Consider the following 17201-nt stretch of genomic DNA (forward strand, 5'->3'; position numbering starts at 1 on the left):
CCGCTACTCGACGGCGTGCAGCTTGAACACGGTGTAGAGCAGCGCGGCCGACGCGGTCGCGGCGAGCAGCAGCAGACCGACGGTGTAGCTGTTGCTCGCCTCGTCGTAGGTCATGCCCATGATGAGCGGCGGGAAGTAGCCGCCGAGCCCGCCCGCGGCCGACACGATGCCGGTGACGCTGCCGACCTTCTGCGCGGGCGTTCGCCGCGCCACCCAGGCGAAGACGCCACCGGTGCCGATCCCGAGAAACAGGGCGAGCGCGATGAACGTGATCGCCGAGGCCACATCGGCGGGCGGTTTGAACGAGGCGACCACCGCCATCACCGCGGTGCCCGCCAGCGAGACGATCACGATGTACTTGGGCGCGATGCGGTCCGACAGCGCGCCACCGATCGGGCGGGCGATCACCGCGGCGAGCGCGAAAGCCGCGGTGCGGGTGCCCGCGTCGACCGCGGAGAAACCGTAGATGTGCTTGATATAGGTCGGCAGATACGAGCTGAAGGCGACGAAACCACCGAAGACCACCGCGTACAGGAACGACATCTCCCAGGTGACGCCCAGCTTCATCGCGGCGCGCAGCTTGGGCACCACCGGGTCGGTGTTCGGGGTGAAATCCGGTGAGTTCCGCATGAACAGGATGCACAGCACCGCGGTCACCGCCAGCGCCGCCGCCACGATCAGGTGGGTGGGCAGCAGCCCGAACCAACGGACGAACCGGGGTGTGAAGAACGCCGAGACCGCGGTGCCGACCATGCCCGCGCCGAACACCCCGGTCGCGAAACCGCGGCGCGCGGGCACGTACCAGGAGTTCGCGAACGGGATGCCGACGGCGAAGATGGTGCCGGGGATACCGAGCAGGAAGGCGGATACCAGCATCAACGGGTAGGACTCGATGCTGCCCGCGATGCCGACCGCGATCACCGGCACGATCGAGGCCAGCGAGACCGCGATGAACATGGTCCGGCCGCCGATCCGGTCGGTGAGCGCGCCGGACACGATCCGGCCCAGCGAGCCGACGAGAATCGGCATCGCCACCATGACCGAGGCCGCCATGCTGCTCAGCGCCATCTTGTCGGCGTAGTTCGGCGAGAGGGGGCCGATGAGGTTCCACGCCCAGAAATTGATGGCCGAAACCCAGGTGGCCAGGGCGAGATTGAGGGTCGGGGACCCGGTGCGTACCGCTGCCTGTAGCGAGGTCACCGATTCAGGAGAACACACTCCGCAACCCCGTACCGGGCAACACGCAACAAAATGGCAACTATCGAACACCCGATCATTACCTGTACATACAGGACAATAGATCGAGTTGGCACGGCCCGAATTCCGATGCAGCAAACAACAGACCGCGACGGGTGTGAAGACGATCGCCCACATCGGCAACAATGTGGGGATGAGCGGCGTTGAGCAGAACGTGACCGATCCCTATCTTTGGCTCGAGGACGTGACCGACGAGGGCGCGCTGGACTGGGCGCGCGCCCGCAACGAAGTGGTGGGGCGGCGGTTCGCGACCACCGACCGGTTCGCCGATATGGAGCGTCGCGTACTGGCGATGCTCGACGACGACACCAAGATCGCCTACCCCGGCCGACGGGGGCCGTGGCTGTACAACTTCTGGCGTGACGCGCAGCATCAGCGCGGGCTGTGGCGGCGCACGACGTTCGAGTCCTACGCCACCGACGAGCCCGACTGGGACGTGTTGATCGACGTCGACGCGCTGGCCGAGGCGGACGGCGAGAACTGGGTGTGGGCAGGCGCCGCCGTGCTGCGTCCGTCGCAGGAACGCGCCATCATCCACCTGTCCAGGGGCGGGGCCGACGCCACCGTCGAACGCGAATTCGACTTGACCACCAGGCAATTCATCGCCCCCGAGGATGGCGGCTTCTTCCTGCCGGAGGCCAAGTCGCGCATCGGCTGGATCGATGCCGACACCGTCTACGTCGGCACCGATTTCGGGCCGGGATCGCTCACCGACTCCGGCTACCCGCGCATCACCAAGCGCTGGCGACGCGGCACCGCACTGTCCACCGCCGAAACGGTGTACGAGGGCAAGCCCAGCGATGTCTCGATCGGCGCGGGCTACGACCGCCACCCCGGCTACGAGCGGCACTATCTGCATCGGTCGACGGACTTCTTCAACAGCGAGGTGTCCCTGCTCGAGGACGGCGCGTGGCGCCTCATCGAAACCCCCACCGACGCCGACGTCGACTGGTACCGCGACTGGCTGGTGGTGCGCTTGAAGACCGAGTGGACTCCCGCCGAGACCACCTACGCGCCCGGCAGCCTGGTGGTCACCGATCTGAACGACTTCCTGGCCGGCGCCAGAGACTTCGACGTCCTCTTCACACCGGATGCGCACACCTCACTGGAATCGTGGGGCTGGACCGAGAACCACCTGATCCTGACCACCTTGCAGGACGTGCAGACCGGATTCCGCGTGCTCACCCCCGGCCCGGACGGCTGGGCCGCCAGTGCGCTCACCGATTCCCCCGCCATGTCGTCCACCTCGGTGGCCAACCTGGACCCGCTGGAGGGTGGCGACGAATTCATGCTCACCACCACCGGTTTCACCACCCCGACCACCCTGCTCAGCAGCGCCATCGGCGAAACCGCGGTGACCTTGAAGCAGGCGCCCGGCTACTTCGACGCCACCGGCATCGAGACCGAGCAGTTCTTCGCCACCTCCGACGACGGAACCGCGGTGCCCTACTTCGTGATCCGCCATCGCGACCGGCGCGGCACGCCGGGGCCGACGATCATGAACGGGTACGGCGGCTTCGAGATCTCCAAGACCCCCGCCTATCTCGGCTCCGCGGGCATGAACTGGCTCGAACGTGGCGGCACCTACGTGATGACCAACATTCGCGGCGGCGGCGAGTACGGCCCCGAATGGCACACCGCCGCACTGAAAGAGCACCGCCACCGCGCCTTCGAGGACTTCGCCTCGGTCGCCCGCGACCTCGTGACCCGCGGCATCACCACCCCCGACCGGCTCGGCGCGATCGGCGGCAGCAACGGCGGGCTGCTGATGGGCGTGATGCTCACCCGCTATCCGGAACTGTTCGGCGCCATCGTCTGCCAGGTCCCGCTGCTGGACATGAAGCGCTATCACCTGCTGCTGGCCGGTGCGTCGTGGGTCGCCGAATACGGTGACCCGGACAAGCCGGAGGAGTGGGCCTACCTCAGCGAGTACTCGCCGTATCAGAACACCGACCCCGGCAAGCAGTACCCACCGATCCTGCTCGCCACCTCCACCCGCGACGACCGGGTCCATCCCGGCCATGCGCGAAAGATGGCCGCGCTCTTGGAGTCGCAGGACCGCACCGTCTGGTACTACGAGAACATCGAGGGTGGTCACGGCGGCGCCGCCGACAACAAACAGTCGGCCTACCTGTCCGCGCTGGTCTACGAGTTCTTCATCCAGATGCTGATCGAGGGCCGCCGCTCGGCCTGAGGGTCAGCGGTCGCGCAGCCACTTCTCCACCGTGTCGACGGTGGAGTCCGGATTGGTGATCCAGCCGTTGTGCCCCAGGGCCTCCGGCTGGAACCACCGGGTCACCTGCGTGCCGGGCAGCTTGCCGAGCAGATGGTCGGCGGAGGTCTGCGGGGCCAGGTCGTCACCGGCGATGGTGATCGACAGGACCGGGAATTTCAGCCGCGACATCCGCTCGTCGTAGTCGATATCGGCGCCGACGGGCACGAAGCGACCGGTGCGTGCCAGTCTCGCCCAATCCGACATGAGAACTTTGGACTGCCTGCCGTACGCGCGCTTGCCCAGCAGGTCCCCCGGCCAGAACCCGGCGAGGTTCGACGCGACCGCCACCGCCGCGGTGCCCACCAGCACGCCCGGCCCGAAGACACCGCGATACCCACGGAAATACGGTGTGCCGGAGGCGACCAGGATCAAGCCGCCGAGCCTGCCGCGCACCCTGGCCGCGTACATCGACGCGAGCTGGCCGCCCATGCTGTGGCCGAGCAGGTACGGCGTGCTGGCGGGGAACCGGTTGCGCACCGCGGCCAGCATCGCCGGAAAGTCCACCGAGACCAGTTCGTGGTAGCCGTAGGTGCTTTCGGCGTCAGGACGACGCGTGCTCTCACTCTGACCACGCAGTTCGCCGATGGCGACATCGAATCCGCGGGCGGCCAGCCGGTGTCCGAAGTACTCGTAGAACTCCCCCGGCACCGCGAGGCCGGGCACGATCACCACCACCGGGCGTGGTGCGTCCGGGGTAACCGGATGCCGGTGCGCGCCGGTGGCCGGAATGAGCCGCACCGGCAGGGTGCTGCCGTCGGGTACCTGGATCTCGACGATCTCGACCCGGGCCATCAAGCCCCGACCGCGCCCAGGATCACCCGGCTCAGCACCTTGATCACCTCGTCGAGCGGGGGCCGCGGGTCGCTGCCGCTCCAGCCGTCGACGACATAGTTCACCGCGCCGATGATCGCGAGGACCCGCAGTTCGTAGTCGCCGGGCGGGATTTCACCGTGCATGGCCGCGTCTTCGGCCGCACTGGCCAGCAGCGACCCCCACACGCGACGCAGTTCGAGACGGAACTTCTCGACCTTGGGGCCCGCTCCGACCACTTCGACCAGCGCCACCCGCGCCTTACGCGGATCGGTGCCGATCGACTCGACGTAGGCCCGCACCGCCGCGTCGATCTGCTCGAGCACGGTCGCCTCGGCCTTGTCCTCGAGCGCGGTGGCCACCGCCTCGCGCGAAAGTCGGTCGATCTGCTCGTACAGCTCCAGCAGCAGAGATTCGCGGCCGGTGAACTCCTCGTAGAACTGCCGAGACGATAGTCCCGCGTCCTTACAGATGGCGCCGACCGAACTGTTTGCGTACCCGTCGCGCGCGAAGACCGTAAGGCCTGACTCCAGAAAACGCGCACGCCGCTGGCGTTGCCGGTCCTCTACGGGTTGCCCGGCATACATTCGTCCCGTATTCGCATCCTGTGACATTGTCGCTGACAATACCGAAGGGCCTGATCCCCTCGTCATGGATCAGGCCCTTCGGCTGCCCATTCGGCCAACCGCGCGTTAGCCGAAAGTTGGCTACAGACGGCTCAGTTGCCCGAACCCTGCACCGAACCGGTGCTCAGCGAGCTGGTGAGCAGACCGAGCAGCAGGGTCAGGATGTTGCCGTCGCTGCTGTCATCAGTGATGTTGTAAAGCATGTGTCACTCCAAGTCGATGTTTTGTGACCTCGTTGTCACGGGCCATTTGCCGTCTCGGACGATACCCAGACACAATGTGAAGTGGAAGTGTTTTAAAGGAATTCTCTAGAATTTTTTGTCACGGGACACAAGACCAAGGAACTCGGGGCGCGCCGGACCGAGCATGAGCGGATTCACCGACGAGGCGTCGACAGCACGAGACCGTGAATATCGGCAGCGTCGAATCCGCGTGCGCGCAACCGTTTCCGTTCCGCGTGCTTCGATCCGCACCGCTGCCTCGTCCAGCAGTTGCTACTCGTCGTCGATGCGCCAGGGCACCTGCGATGTGAAACGTGAGTGTACCCAACCGCCGTTCTCACATCTGTCGAACCGGGCAGTAACCGTCAGGGTGCGACAAATCCTTGTCGGCAGCCGCTGGGCTCGGTACTCCTGTTCCCATGACGACTCTGCTACACATCAATGCTCACGCGCGGGGCGAAATCTGCCGATCTCGTGCTACCGCAATCACTTTCACCGAAACTCTCGCCGCGAAGGTTGCCGGATCGCGGGTCCACACGTTCGATCCGTTCGAGCCGGGCTTGCCCGGCTTCGGCGCCGACTACTGAAGCGACGGAACGGGGGTGGGCGCCGACGGTAAGAACAGCCGCAACGATCTGTGCCGGAGGGATTCTCGTCGTCAGGAAGCCCTCCGTGACGCTGCCGGTACCCGGCGACCCGGCCCCGGCGTGGGACACCTGCCGCGCCGCGGCGATCCGGACAACAACTGCTTTCGAGCTCGCCTACGGCGCAGGGTTTCCGATCACCGGCCCACTGTCGCACCGCTGGGAACGACGCCCGGTGACCGTCGGGGGCCCGGCAGTGACGGACTCGTCCGACCCTGTGGTGATCTCGGCGCCGAGTCCGGGCGCGGGGATCGGCATGCGGGCGACCCAACGGTCGACGGATTCGATGCCGGACCTGACGTTGCTCGGCATGGGCGTGATCGCGCACCTTGTCGACGACGCCTCCGGCCGGCTGGCCGTGTTCGCGGTGGGCGCGGCGGGCTCGGCCTTCATCGTGTTCGTCGCGCTGCGGCCAGGCCCACGGTCGACGCTGCGCCACGTCAGCGGCCTTGCCGTGCGCGGGTCCATCGTCGGGACCTGACCCGGCGTACCGCTCGCGCCGCCCGACAGCGTCGTCACCCGGAGCGTCCCGCCGTCGATGAACGGGTTGCCGTCCGATAATCCGGGACTCGACGCTGGAACTCGTCACCGTCTGTCGAAACGTATTCGGGCGCAGAAATCTTGACCAGCTTTCGGCGCAGCCTGCGAAGAATCCGACCATGGGCGGAGGTCGCCCGAGGTCACGGTGCCTATGCTGAGCGTGACAGCCCGTCACGCATACCCCGGAGGCACCGTTGCCGAACACTCTCGAAGCCAGCATCGACATCGCCGCATCGCCGGAAAAAGTCTGGTCGGTGCTCGCGGACCTGCGCCGCATGCCCGAATTCAGCCCCACGACGGTGAAAATGGTCGCGGTCGGTGGCGTTCGCGACGGCGCGTTCACCGTCAACGTCAACAAGGTCGGCTGGAAGGTCTACCCGACCACCTCGCGGATCGTGCGCTTCGAGCCGAACAAGGCGCTGGCGTTCCGGATGAACGAGAACCGTACGGTCTGGGCCTACGTGCTCGAGCCGACCGCCACCGGCACCCGCGTCGTCGAGACGCGCACCGTCGACGCCAAGGGTCTGCCCGGCTGGTTGCGGGGAGCGATCAAGGTCGCCATGGGCGGCGAGGAGCAGTTCGAGACCGATCTGGTCTCGGGTATGCAGGAGACGCTGAGCAGGGTGAAGGTCGCCGCCGAGCGCTGACCTCGAATATCGCGTGAGCCCGCCGGAATCATCCGGCGGGCTCTTTTCGTTATGCCAGGTTGTCGCGGATCTCGTCGAGCGCCTGCGCGCCGCGGGTGAGCAGTTCCTGCACCGCGGCCAGTTCGGTCGCGGTGAATCGCTCGGCCAAGGCGCGCTCCACCGCGATCGCGCGGTCGTCGGCATCGTTCATCACCGTCCGCCCCTCCTCGGTGAGGCGGGTTTCCAGCACGTTCTTGTGCCACTCGTGCGGGGTCCGGTCCACCAGGCCGCGCTCCTGGAGGTTGGTCAGGACGGTGTTCATGGTCGGCGGGGTGACGCCGGCCAGCCGGGCCAGGGCGGCGGCCGAGATACCGGGATTCTCCGCGAGGTGCAGCAGCGCGCTGTACTGCGCGACGGTCAGCCCGGCGGGTTTGAGCGCGGCCGTCTTCGTCGCGATCAGGGCTTGCTCGGCGCGCTTGATATACGTGCCGAGCCTCTCGGCGGCGGACATGGACGTCATGCGTTGCATGGTATCCGCCCATCACTTAGTAAAGGCCTTGACGATCATAACGACTCTAACCTAGGTTACTGCCTACCGATTGATGCTGGGCGTTACATCCTTGAGAGGCTTCATCATGTTGAGAACCGTCGCCGCGGCCGCCGCCTGCCTGACTCTGGCCGCATGCGGGACCTCGCCCGCCACACCCACGCTGAGCACCGCGTATGAACTGCCCGGCAACGCCGTATACCCGGAGGGCATCGGCATCGACGCGCGCAACGGTGACACCTACGTCGGGTCGTTCGCGGACGGCGCGGTGTATCGGACCGCTGCCGACGCTGCGCGCGCCGAGGTGTTCCTGCCCGCGGGCGCCGACGGCAGGAAAACGGCGAACGGGCTGAAGGTCGATCGAAGCGGTCGACTGTGGGTGATCGATTCGGGTGTGGGCGTGAGCGTTTACGACACCGGATCACGAGCGCTGCTCGCGCGGTTCGCAGTGCCCGGTGACGCACCGCGTTTCGTCAACGACCTGGATTTCGGCGCGGACGGGTCGGCCTATCTCACCGACAGCGTGCGCAATGCCGTCTACAAGGCGGTAATCGGCGCCGGGGGCGAACTGACAGTCGCCTACGACCTGACCACCGCGCTCGGCCCGCGCGACCCGAAGGTGTTCGAGCTCAACGGTATTGTCGCCGACCCGGCCGGGAGGTTCCTGATCGTCGTCGCCATGTCGGCGGCCGAGCTGTACCGCATCGACCTCACCGGCGGCGCGGATCCGATCCGAAAGGTAGCGCTGACCGGTGGCGACGCGCGCCACGGCGACGGACTGGACCTACGCGACAACACGCTGTGGATAGTCCACAACCTCGACAACACCATCAGCCGCTGGGACCTCACCGACAACGGCGCCACCGCTACCCGCACCGGCGAATTCCACGATTCCGCCCTGAATGTTCCTACGACGATGGTGCATTCGGGCGAGCGGGCGCTGATCGTGTCGTCGCAGTTCGACAAGGGCGGGCCACTGGGTCAGACGGGCACGCCGGGGACATTCGTGGTTTCGGCGGTCACCGGGTTCTAGCGATGAATTCGCCGAGGACGGAGACGAATTCGTCCGGTTGCTCGACTTGCGGGGAGTGGCCCGCGTGTTCGACGAGGTGGGTGTCGGCGCCCGCGGCAGCGAAGCGGGCGAGGGTTTCGGCGCTGTCGTAGAGGTGGTCGTGGCGGCCGTGGATGGCGAGGACGGGCTGGTCGAGGGCTCGCATGCGGGTATCGAGAGGTTTCTCGGCGAAGTCGTCGGCGCGGGCGCCCACCGCGTAGGCGAGGCTGGTGGGGAGGGTGGCGCGGAAGTCGCGCACCAGCGCCTCGGCCAGCCCGGGCGCCGAGTCGTAGCGGAAGCGGGGCGCGAAGGCCGACCGGCTCACCAGGCGGATCACCGGTCCGGGCGTCCATCGCTGCGCCAGGCGCACCGCCCACGGGCGGACAACCCATTTCGCGGCCGTCGGGATCCGGGCGGCCCGGTAGTCAGGGGCCTGGCCGACGACCACCACACGGGCGACGCGGCGAGAGACGGCGGCGAGTTCCAAGGCGATCTCGGCGCCGAACGAATGGCCGACCGCGGTCACGTCGGTGAGGTCCAGATCGTCCATGAGTGTGATGAGCGGGGCGACGCGGGCCGCGGCGCTGAAGTCGCCGTCGGCGCCGAGTTCGTGCATATCGACTCGAATCACGCGAAAGGCGGCGGTCATCCGCTCGGCGGCGGCAGCGAACCAGTCGACCGAACCCGGGATGCCGTGGATGAACACGATCGCCGACGCGGTGGGTTCGCCCTCGTCCAGAAACAACACGTCAACCACCCTAATCGGCACAGCCACGGAGCGGTCCCGGCATTTCGGGCGCCTCGCGGTGACGTTGCCGGGCAACGGTTTCGCGGATTCGGCGCCGAGGGCAACCGGGATTCTTCGTCGCTTTCGCTATCGGGTGAGCCATTCCGCCCGGTCGTGGCCAGAATTTCCGATCCATACCGGTGGCAATATTCCGCTGGTTCGCATACGCTTCGCCGCGGATGAAAACGCCTCTTGGAGGGACGAGTGATCACTCCGAACAGGCCGGAGGACATAGCCGATACTCGGCATGCGGTGCCGTTGACCCAACTGATACACCTGATGGCGGAGTATCAGCATCTGGGCGCGCACCGTGACACCTTTCTCGCCACCCCCGCCGACGACACCTTCGTGCGCGGCTGCGGCATCGTGGCGGGCTGCATCGCCACCATCGGCGTCATCGTCGCGGCCGTCGGCGGATGGCAAGGCGGGGTCTCCCTGCTCGTGATCGCCGCCGCGCCCGTACTGCTCGCGCTGCGCCGCGGCGTGATCAACCGGCAGAACCGCGCCGCCCGCATCGACCTGTTCGACCACGGCGTCACCGTCTATCGCTCTGGTCAGCGCGTGGCCGGATTCCGGTGGGACAGTACCGAAGTGCGCCAGCAAGCCATCCCCTTCCACGACACCACCCCCGTCACCTACCTGCTGGAACTGTCGGGCCCCGGCGGTGTCGAAGCGACCATCGACGAAGAGGGCTTCGCCCGCGCCCGCGAATGGGCCCGCGCCATCCAATCCGCCGTCACCGCAACCCAACTCCCCGCCGCGGTAGCCGCCATCGACAACGGCGAAACCGTCCCCTTCGGCGAACTCTCCCTCTCCCTGGACGCCCTCACCTTCCGCGAGGAAGCCCTGTCCTGGGAAGACATCCAACTCATCGACGCCCGCAGCGGCCACATCCGCATCAAACTCTCCGGCATGTGGATGTCGCTGGCCCCCGTCAGCACCATCCCCAACTTCTACATCTTCAACGAGCTGGCCGAGCGCCTACGCCTCACCCCAGTCGGCTAACTTGGCAGACTCGTTTCAGTGAGCGAATGATCTGTCGGCGGTCCGAACTGCTCGATATGAACCCGTTGGTCGCCCTATTTACGCCGGTCGGTCTGCTTGGGATGACCTGTACCTGCGTGAGTGATCCACAGGGTTCGGGTCTCGTCATCGACGGCGTACCAGATCCGACCACCGCCAGTCACCTCGAATTGCCACTGCTGTAGGGCGTCGGATCTCGTCGCCTCGCCGGAGCTCAGGCATCCGCACCGCCGGGGCGCGGCACGGCGATCGAATCCTCCGTGTCGAACGGGCCGCGCAGCCGACGCGCCAGTTCCGGGTCGGAGTAGATCTCGGCGGTCGACTGCCACTCCCGTAGCGCCCGCGAAAACGGTAGGAGCAGGCCGGTTTCCGCACCTGCCAAGAGGTGGTCGAGGAGCTCGCTGATGCATTCGGGCCGGGCTTCGGCCGGCAACCACGTCAGCCACGGGAGCTCCTCGGCGAAGACTTCTTCCGCCAGCGGCCGGTTCGCCTTCGCGATGATCGCGAGCGAGCGGGCGGCAAGCCCAAGGCCCTTCAGCATTGCCTCGAACCGCTCCGACCGCATCAGCACCAAATTCTCGGCATCACGGCGTTCGAGGATGACATCGGCGTCGGCGAGCGCGGGGAAAACACTGGTCTGCTTGTTGATCAATGTCGAGAACGGGAAGGTGCGAGTAGCCATGTCACCAGCGTACGCGTAGTTCTAAAGTAGTTCAGTGAATACCCGTGCAACCGGTCCGCCCCTTTCATGACGAAGGCCGGTCCACCTAATGGTGGACCGGCCTTCGTGGCTTGCGGGGAACTTACTGATCAGGAGATCAGAAGTCCATGCCGCCCATGCCGCCGGTGGGGTCGCCGCCTGCGGGGGCGGACTTCTCCGGCTTGTCGGCGACTACTGCCTCGGTGGTGAGGAAGAGCGCGGCGATGGAGGCCGCGTTCTGCAGGGCCGAGCGGGTGACCTTGACCGGGTCGGCAACGCCGGCGGCCAGCAGGTTCTCGTAGACACCGGTGTCGGCGTTCAGGCCTTCGCCCTCGGGGAGGTTGGAGACCTTCTCGGCCACGACGCCGGGCTCGAGGCCCGCGTTGAAGGCGATCTGCTTGAGCGGAGCCGACAGCGCGACGCGCACGATGTTGACACCGGTCGCCTCGTCAGCGGTCAGACCGCTGAAGCCGTCGAGCGCGGGCGCGGCCTGCAGCAGCGCGACGCCACCACCGGCAACGATGCCCTCTTCGACGGCGGCCTTGGCGTTGCGCACAGCATCTTCGATGCGGTGCTTGCGCTCCTTGAGCTCGACCTCGGTAGCGGCACCGGCCTTGATCACCGCGACGCCGCCGGCCAGCTTGGCCAGACGTTCCTGCAGCTTCTCACGGTCGTAGTCCGAATCCGAGGACTCGATCTCGGCGCGGATCTGCGCCACGCGGCCCTTGATGGCCTCCGCGTCGCCCGCACCCTCGACGATGGTGGTCTCGTCCTTGGTGATGACGACCTTGCGCGCGGTGCCGAGCAGCTCGATGCCGGCGGTCTCCAGGGAGAGGCCGACCTCTTCGCTGATGACCTCGCCACCGGTGAGGATGGCGATATCGGCCAGCTGGGCCTTGCGGCGGTCACCGAAGCCGGGCGCCTTGACGGCGACAGACTTGAAGGTGCCACGGATCTTGTTCACGACCAGGGTCGACAGGGCTTCACCCTCGACGTCCTCGGCGATGATCAGCAGCGGCTTGCCGGCCTGGATGACCTTCTCCAGCAGCGGCAGCAGGTCCTTCACGGTCGAGATCTTCGACGACACCAGCAGGATGTACGGATCCTCGAGGACCGCTTCCTGACGCTCGGGGTCGGTCACGAAGTAACCGGAGATGTAGCCCTTGTCGAAGCGCATGCCCTCGGTGAGCTCCAGCTGGAGCCCGAAGGTGTTGCTCTCCTCGACGGTGATGACACCTTCCTTGCCGACCTTGTCCATCGCCTCGGCGATGAGCTGGCCGATGGCCGGGTCGCCCGCGGAGATACCAGCGGTAGCAGCGATCTGCTCCTTGGTGTCGATCTCCTTGGCGGTGTCGAGCAGCTTGGCGGTGACGGCCTCGACGGCCTTCTCGATGCCACGCTTCAGGCCGAGCGGGTTCGCGCCGGCCGCGACGTTGCGCAGACCTTCACGCACGAGCGCCTGGGCGAGCACGGTAGCGGTGGTCGTACCGTCGCCTGCGACGTCATCCGTCTTCTTGGCGACTTCCTTGACCAGCTCGGCGCCGATCTTCTCGTACGGGTCCTCGAGGTCGATCTCCTTGGCGATGGAAACACCATCGTTGGTGATCGTGGGGGCGCCCCACTTCTTCTCGAGCACGACGTTGCGACCCTTCGGGCCCAGCGTCACCTTGACAGCGTCGGCGAGGGCGTTCAGACCCCGCTCGAGACCGCGACGGGCCTCTTCGTCGTACGCAATTGTCTTGGCCATTGCGTTGAGATCCTCCACATGTCTATGGCTGACACACGAGACGACCACAGGTTGGATCGCCCCAAAGTTACGCTGGCCAGGTGCGGTGCCCGCGACGGACGACCGAGGGTGTCGATGGAACCCGATCTCACCACCCCGACCTGGCACTCAACAGTCACGAGTGCCAAGCCATTTTTAGCACTCGGGTGACGAGAGTGCAAGGTCGCGCCCGGCACGGAGGACATACCGGGCGCGACCGCAGGCTCAGGGCTGGTCCTGCACCGAAGCCAGAAACTGATTCAGCAACTCGACGAGCTCGGCCTCGACGACGGCCTTGTCAAGGCCCAGACCGCTGAGTACGCCCGCGCCGTTCTCCTGTTCCAGCAGAGCCAACAGGATGTGTTCGGTGCCGATGTAGTTGTGGCCGAGGCGCAGCGCCTCGCGAAAGGTGAGCTCGAGGACCTTCTTCGTGTCGCCGTCGAACGGGATGAGAGCGGGCACGTCGCCGTCGGCGGCGGGCAGCGAGGCGATCGCGGCATCGCGCACCGCGTCCAACGTGACGCCCCTGGCGACAATCTCCTTGGCGGCCAGACCTTCCGACTGACCGATCAGGCCGAGAATCAGGTGCCCGAGCGCGATCTGGCTGCTCCCCGAGTCGCGAGCCGCCTCCTGGGAGCCGACCACCACCTGCCGGGCCCGGTCGGTGAACTTGGCGAAACCGGCCTGCGGATCCATCGCGGCCGTGTCGCTCGGCCCCTTGGGCACGAACCGTTTCTGGACGGCCTGCTTGCTGACGCCCATGCTGGCGCCGATATCGGTCCAGGACGCGCCGGAGCGGCGTGCCTGGTCGACGAAGTGGCCGATCAGATGATCAGCGGTCTCGCCGAGGTGATTGGCGGCGACCACGGCGTCGGAGAGTTGGTCGAGGACATTGTCGGGGCGGGCTTTTTTGATGCCGTCGATGAGGTCGTCGAGGCGGAAGTTCGGAGTGCTCATGCGTCAACTTTAGGTTGACGATGCGCGAGCGTCAACGGTTGGTTGACGGTGAATTCCTGGCAAAGTGGCGTCATGGGGAGAATCCGGCGCTGGGCGCCGCGCGTGGCGGGGATTGTCGTGACGATGGCGTGCCTGGTCGGCGCCGGACAACTGCTGTGGCCACAGCCCGGTTCGGACGAACAGCCGGGGTCGACCGCGCGGCAGCTGGCTTTCGTGCGTGGCGCGCTCGACGAAGGGGCGGATACGGCTGCGCAAGAACTGTTTCCGGAGGGGTACGTCTTTTCGAACGTGCTCTACGGACTGGCCTGGGTGCAGGCCGCGCACACCGATTCCGGACTGCGCGAGGACGCGCTGCGTGAATCACGTCGGGCGCTGGCACGATTGGAGTCCGACGAGGGTCGCGCTGTTTTCAGCCCTCGGTTGCAGCCCGCGTACGGGGTGTTCTGGGCGGGGTGGACCAACTGGTTGCGCGGGGCGATCTTGTCGCTCGACAGCTCCGATACCGCTGCGGTTCAACAGTTCTCCACGCACAGCGCCGAGCTCGCACAGGCGTTCTCGGCGGCCGATACGCCATTTCTCCAGGCTTATCAGGGCCAGGCATGGCCCGTCGATTCAACAGTCGCGATGGCATCACTTCGCCTGCACGACACACTGTTCGGCGCGCAGTTCACCCCGGTGATCGACCGCTGGGTCACGCAGGCGAAGACCCGACTCGATCCCGCGACCGGTCTCCTACCGCATCAGGTCTCACCGACCGACGGATCGATGACGACCGGTGCGCGGGCGACCTCGCAGACAGTGATCCTCCGGTTTCTGCCCGAGATCGATCCAGCGTTCGCGCAGAACCAGTACGCGCTGTATCGCGACCAGTTCCTCTCCTACCCAGGAGGTTTCGGTCCCGCCGTTCGCGAGTATCCGAAAGGGGTCGACGGGAGCGGTGATGTCGACTCCGGCCCGTTGGTCGCCGGAATCAGCCTGTCCGCGACCGTCGTCGCCGTCGGCGCGGCCAGGGTGAACGGTGACCGGGACCTGGCTGCCGCGATCGGATCAGCGGGCGAGCTGCTCGGGTTGCCGATCGAACTGCCGTGGTCCAAACGCTATGCGTTCGGGCTGTTGCCGATCGGCGACGCCTTCGTGGTGTGGTCCTCGACGGCACGGCTGCTGACAACGGCCCCGATGGCAGTCGAGCACGATGTGCGCTGGTGGTGGCGGCTGCCGTGGCTGGGCGTGCTCGGCCTGATCGCCGTCGCGCCCTGGGCATGGACGTCGGCCCGCCTCGTCAGAGGTCGGGCCGAGCGCCACGCGACCGGACTTACCGCAACCCCACGGTGAAGGCGGTCCCCCGCACGATCAGCTCCTTCATCACCACACCGATCCGACCGGTGAACACCCTGTCGGTCGGGGTGTCATCGGCCTTCACGAGCTGCAGCACCGCGTCATGGCGGCCGAGGCTGATGCACTGCGCGACGTAGCGACCCTCCATCGGCTGCGGTTCGCGACCGCGCGCCCGCGCCGTGATCGCCCCCACCACATATTGCCCGGCGGGAATCGCTGTCGCACAAGCCATCCGCAGCGGACGACCGTCCACCCCGGTCATCAGCGCGGAATCGCCGACGGCGTAGATGTCGGGGTGCGACACCGAGCGCAGCGTGTCGTCGGTGCGGATGCGACCGTCGTCCGCGACCTCGAGGCCCGCGCGGCGAGCCAGGTCGGGGACGGTGAAACCGGTGGTCCAGACGGTGGTGGCGGCGGGCACCAGGGTGTCGTCGGCGAGCCGGACAGCATCGGGCAGCACCTCCACAACCTTGACGCCGGAACGGATTTCGACGCCCAGACGGGTGAGCGCGGCACGGATCGTCTGGTGTGCGCGCGGCGAGAGCCAGGCGCCGGGGTCTTCGGAGCCGAGCAGGCTGATCTGCGAATCCGGGTGCGATTCAGCGAGTTCGGTGGCCAGTTCGATGCCGGTCGGGCCCGATCCGACGATGACGATCTGACCCGACAGCTCCGTCACGTCCTCGGCGGTGGCGACGAACTTCGCGTGCTCGGCGGCGCCTGGCACGGCGTTGCGGTCGGCCTGGCTGCCGAGCGCGTAGACGAGCGTGTCGTAGTGCAGCGTCCACTCACCGTCGACGGCGACGATCTTGCGTTCCGGGTCCAGGTCGGTGACCCGCGCCTGGACGAACTCGATGCCCTTGCGTCCCAGCGACTTCCGCAGGTCGAGTCGCTTCACCGGCTGACCCGCGGCGGCCTGGTGCAGACGCACCCGCTGCACGAATTCGGCGCGGGCGTCCACGACGGTGATCTGGGTGTCGCGAGTCTTCTTCGCGAGGGCGCGAGCCGCGGTGAGTCCCGCGTACCCGGCGCCGAGGACGACGATCCGATGCTGACCGGTCATGGTGTGGCTCCTTCTCTCGAAATGCCTACACACACCAGACTGATCAGCCGCCGACTTCCTGACAGCTTCTCCAAGTGACCTGCATCACATGATTACGGCGGCCAATTTGATCGGGTTCACGACCGTGCGCACGGCCGCGATCGAACCCGCTTCGTCGAAGTCGAAGACCAACACACCGGCCGGGACCTCGTCCTGGACCAGGATCAGAGCCACGTCGCCATTGATCTCGGTGAATTCGAAACGCGACGTGGGACCGAGGAAGCGCCGCAGGTTGGACAGGTAGCGCGCGACCACATCGCCGCCGACCACCGGGATCTTGGCCGCGACCACCCGGCCGCCACCATCGGCGACCGACACCACGTCGTCGGCGAGCAGTGCGCGCAGACCGCCCACATCGCCGGTCGTCGCCGCCTGCAGGAACTTCTCGATCATCGTGCGCGCGTGCTCGGCCGACACCACGTAGCGCTGTTTGCCGGTGCGCACGCGCTGACCGGCCCGATGGAATATCTGCTGGGTGTTGGCCTCGGTGAGATCGAGCATCTGCGCGATCTCGGCATGCGGGTAACCGAACGCCTCGCGCAGTACGAACACGGCGCGCTCGATCGGGCTGAGCCGTTCCATCGCGGTGAGCACGGCCAGGGAGACCGACTCGCGTTCCTCGACGGTCCCCAACGGACCGAGCGCGCCGGCGCCGGTCGGCACCGGCTCCGGCAGCCACTGCCCGACATAGGTCTCGCGGCGGGCACGGGCCGAAACGAGCTGGGTGCGACACAGATTCACGGTGACCGTGGTCAACCATGCTTCAGCATTGGCGATCTCGCCCCGGTCGGCCAGCGCCCACCGCAGATAGACCTCCTGCACCACGTCCTCGGCCTCGGTCGCCGCGCCGAACATCCGATATGCCAGCGAGAACAGCCGCTGCCGATGCTCCATGAACTCGACGACGCCGTCGGATTCCACCTGTGCCCCTTTACTCG

General features: G+C 66.8%; 16 protein-coding genes. 6 read left to right on the forward strand and 10 right to left on the reverse strand.

What is annotated here, in order from left to right; all coding sequences use genetic code 11:
- Positions 1 to 3: 3 nt before the first annotated feature.
- Positions 4 to 1200, reverse strand: a complete 1197-nt coding sequence (locus QX204_RS30055) for an MFS transporter (RefSeq protein WP_301903841.1) — start codon at positions 1198 to 1200, stop codon at positions 4 to 6.
- A 190-nt stretch (positions 1201 to 1390) separates the two neighbouring features.
- Between QX204_RS30055 and QX204_RS30060 the strand changes: the two genes are divergently transcribed.
- Positions 1391 to 3451, forward strand: coding sequence for a prolyl oligopeptidase family serine peptidase (locus QX204_RS30060; RefSeq protein WP_301903842.1), 2061 nt, complete (start codon positions 1391 to 1393; stop codon positions 3449 to 3451).
- Positions 3452 to 3454: 3 nt separating this feature from the next.
- Here the strand turns inward: QX204_RS30060 and QX204_RS30065 are convergent, their stop codons facing one another.
- On the reverse strand, positions 3455 to 4324 hold the full coding sequence (locus QX204_RS30065; RefSeq protein WP_063054515.1) for an alpha/beta hydrolase family protein: 870 nt from the start codon (positions 4322 to 4324) through the stop codon (positions 3455 to 3457).
- Positions 4324 to 4956 (reverse strand): TetR/AcrR family transcriptional regulator, encoded by a 633-nt coding sequence (locus QX204_RS30070; RefSeq protein ID WP_301903843.1) that lies wholly within the window; start codon positions 4954 to 4956, stop codon positions 4324 to 4326. Before QX204_RS30070 ends, QX204_RS30065 begins: the two co-directional genes overlap by 1 nt.
- Positions 4957 to 5861: 905 nt before the next feature.
- Between QX204_RS30070 and QX204_RS30075 the strand changes: the two genes are divergently transcribed.
- Both QX204_RS30075 and QX204_RS30080 read left to right on the forward strand, forming a co-directional pair.
- Positions 5862 to 6314 carry a hypothetical protein gene (locus tag QX204_RS30075; protein WP_301903844.1) on the forward strand — a complete coding sequence of 151 codons (453 nt, stop codon included), beginning with the start codon at positions 5862 to 5864 and terminating at the stop codon, positions 6312 to 6314.
- 253 nt (positions 6315 to 6567) lie between these two features.
- The gene (locus QX204_RS30080; protein WP_301903845.1) at positions 6568 to 7020 is read left to right on the forward strand and encodes an SRPBCC family protein; all 453 of its coding nucleotides are present in this window, start codon (positions 6568 to 6570) and stop codon (positions 7018 to 7020) included.
- A gap of 49 nt (positions 7021 to 7069) precedes the next feature.
- On the opposite strand, the gene QX204_RS30085 is transcribed toward QX204_RS30080, so the two are convergent.
- On the reverse strand, positions 7070 to 7519 hold the full coding sequence (locus tag QX204_RS30085) for a MarR family winged helix-turn-helix transcriptional regulator (RefSeq protein ID WP_301903846.1): 450 nt from the start codon (positions 7517 to 7519) through the stop codon (positions 7070 to 7072).
- 115 nt (positions 7520 to 7634) lie between these two features.
- On the opposite strand from QX204_RS30085, the gene QX204_RS30090 reads away from it, so the two are divergent.
- Complete coding sequence (locus QX204_RS30090; protein WP_301903847.1) at positions 7635 to 8579, forward strand: SMP-30/gluconolactonase/LRE family protein; 945 nt, start codon at positions 7635 to 7637, stop codon at positions 8577 to 8579.
- Here the strand turns inward: QX204_RS30090 and QX204_RS30095 are convergent.
- Positions 8566 to 9345 carry an alpha/beta fold hydrolase gene (locus QX204_RS30095; protein WP_301903848.1) on the reverse strand — a complete coding sequence of 260 codons (780 nt, stop codon included), beginning with the start codon at positions 9343 to 9345 and terminating at the stop codon, positions 8566 to 8568. The two genes, QX204_RS30090 and QX204_RS30095, sit on opposite strands and share 14 nt — an antisense overlap.
- A gap of 243 nt (positions 9346 to 9588) precedes the next feature.
- On the opposite strand from QX204_RS30095, the gene QX204_RS30100 reads away from it, so the two are divergent.
- The gene (locus QX204_RS30100; RefSeq protein WP_301903849.1) at positions 9589 to 10389 is read left to right on the forward strand and encodes a DUF6585 family protein; all 801 of its coding nucleotides are present in this window, start codon (positions 9589 to 9591) and stop codon (positions 10387 to 10389) included.
- Between the two features lie 232 nt (positions 10390 to 10621).
- Here QX204_RS30100 and QX204_RS30105 read toward each other — a convergent pair whose 3' ends face one another.
- From QX204_RS30105 to QX204_RS30115, 3 genes are all read right to left on the reverse strand, one after another.
- Complete coding sequence (locus tag QX204_RS30105) at positions 10622 to 11059, reverse strand: hypothetical protein (RefSeq protein WP_301903850.1); 438 nt, start codon at positions 11057 to 11059, stop codon at positions 10622 to 10624.
- Between the two features lie 166 nt (positions 11060 to 11225).
- Positions 11226 to 12854: a chaperonin GroEL gene (gene groL / locus QX204_RS30110; RefSeq protein ID WP_056816261.1), complete on the reverse strand. Its 1629-nt coding sequence runs from the start codon at positions 12852 to 12854 to the stop codon at positions 11226 to 11228.
- Between the two features lie 243 nt (positions 12855 to 13097).
- Positions 13098 to 13829, reverse strand: coding sequence for a Clp protease N-terminal domain-containing protein (locus QX204_RS30115; RefSeq protein WP_301903851.1), 732 nt, complete (start codon positions 13827 to 13829; stop codon positions 13098 to 13100).
- Positions 13830 to 13901: 72 nt separating this feature from the next.
- Between QX204_RS30115 and QX204_RS30120 the strand changes: the two genes are divergently transcribed.
- On the forward strand, positions 13902 to 15161 hold the full coding sequence (locus QX204_RS30120; protein WP_301903852.1) for a hypothetical protein: 1260 nt from the start codon (positions 13902 to 13904) through the stop codon (positions 15159 to 15161).
- Here the strand turns inward: QX204_RS30120 and QX204_RS30125 are convergent.
- Together QX204_RS30125 and QX204_RS30130 are read right to left on the reverse strand one after the other, a co-directional pair.
- Positions 15142 to 16224: an NAD(P)/FAD-dependent oxidoreductase gene (locus QX204_RS30125; protein ID WP_301903853.1), complete on the reverse strand. Its 1083-nt coding sequence runs from the start codon at positions 16222 to 16224 to the stop codon at positions 15142 to 15144. The genes QX204_RS30120 and QX204_RS30125 overlap by 20 nt on opposite strands.
- Positions 16225 to 16308: 84 nt before the next feature.
- The gene (locus tag QX204_RS30130) at positions 16309 to 17184 is read right to left on the reverse strand and encodes an RNA polymerase sigma-70 factor (RefSeq protein WP_301903854.1); all 876 of its coding nucleotides are present in this window, start codon (positions 17182 to 17184) and stop codon (positions 16309 to 16311) included.
- Between the last annotated feature and the right edge of the window lie 17 nt (positions 17185 to 17201).

Origin of the sequence: Nocardia sp. PE-7, from assembly GCF_030486425.1 — a bacterium.
In the GTDB taxonomy this organism is placed as follows: domain Bacteria; phylum Actinomycetota; class Actinomycetes; order Mycobacteriales; family Mycobacteriaceae; genus Nocardia; species Nocardia salmonicida_A.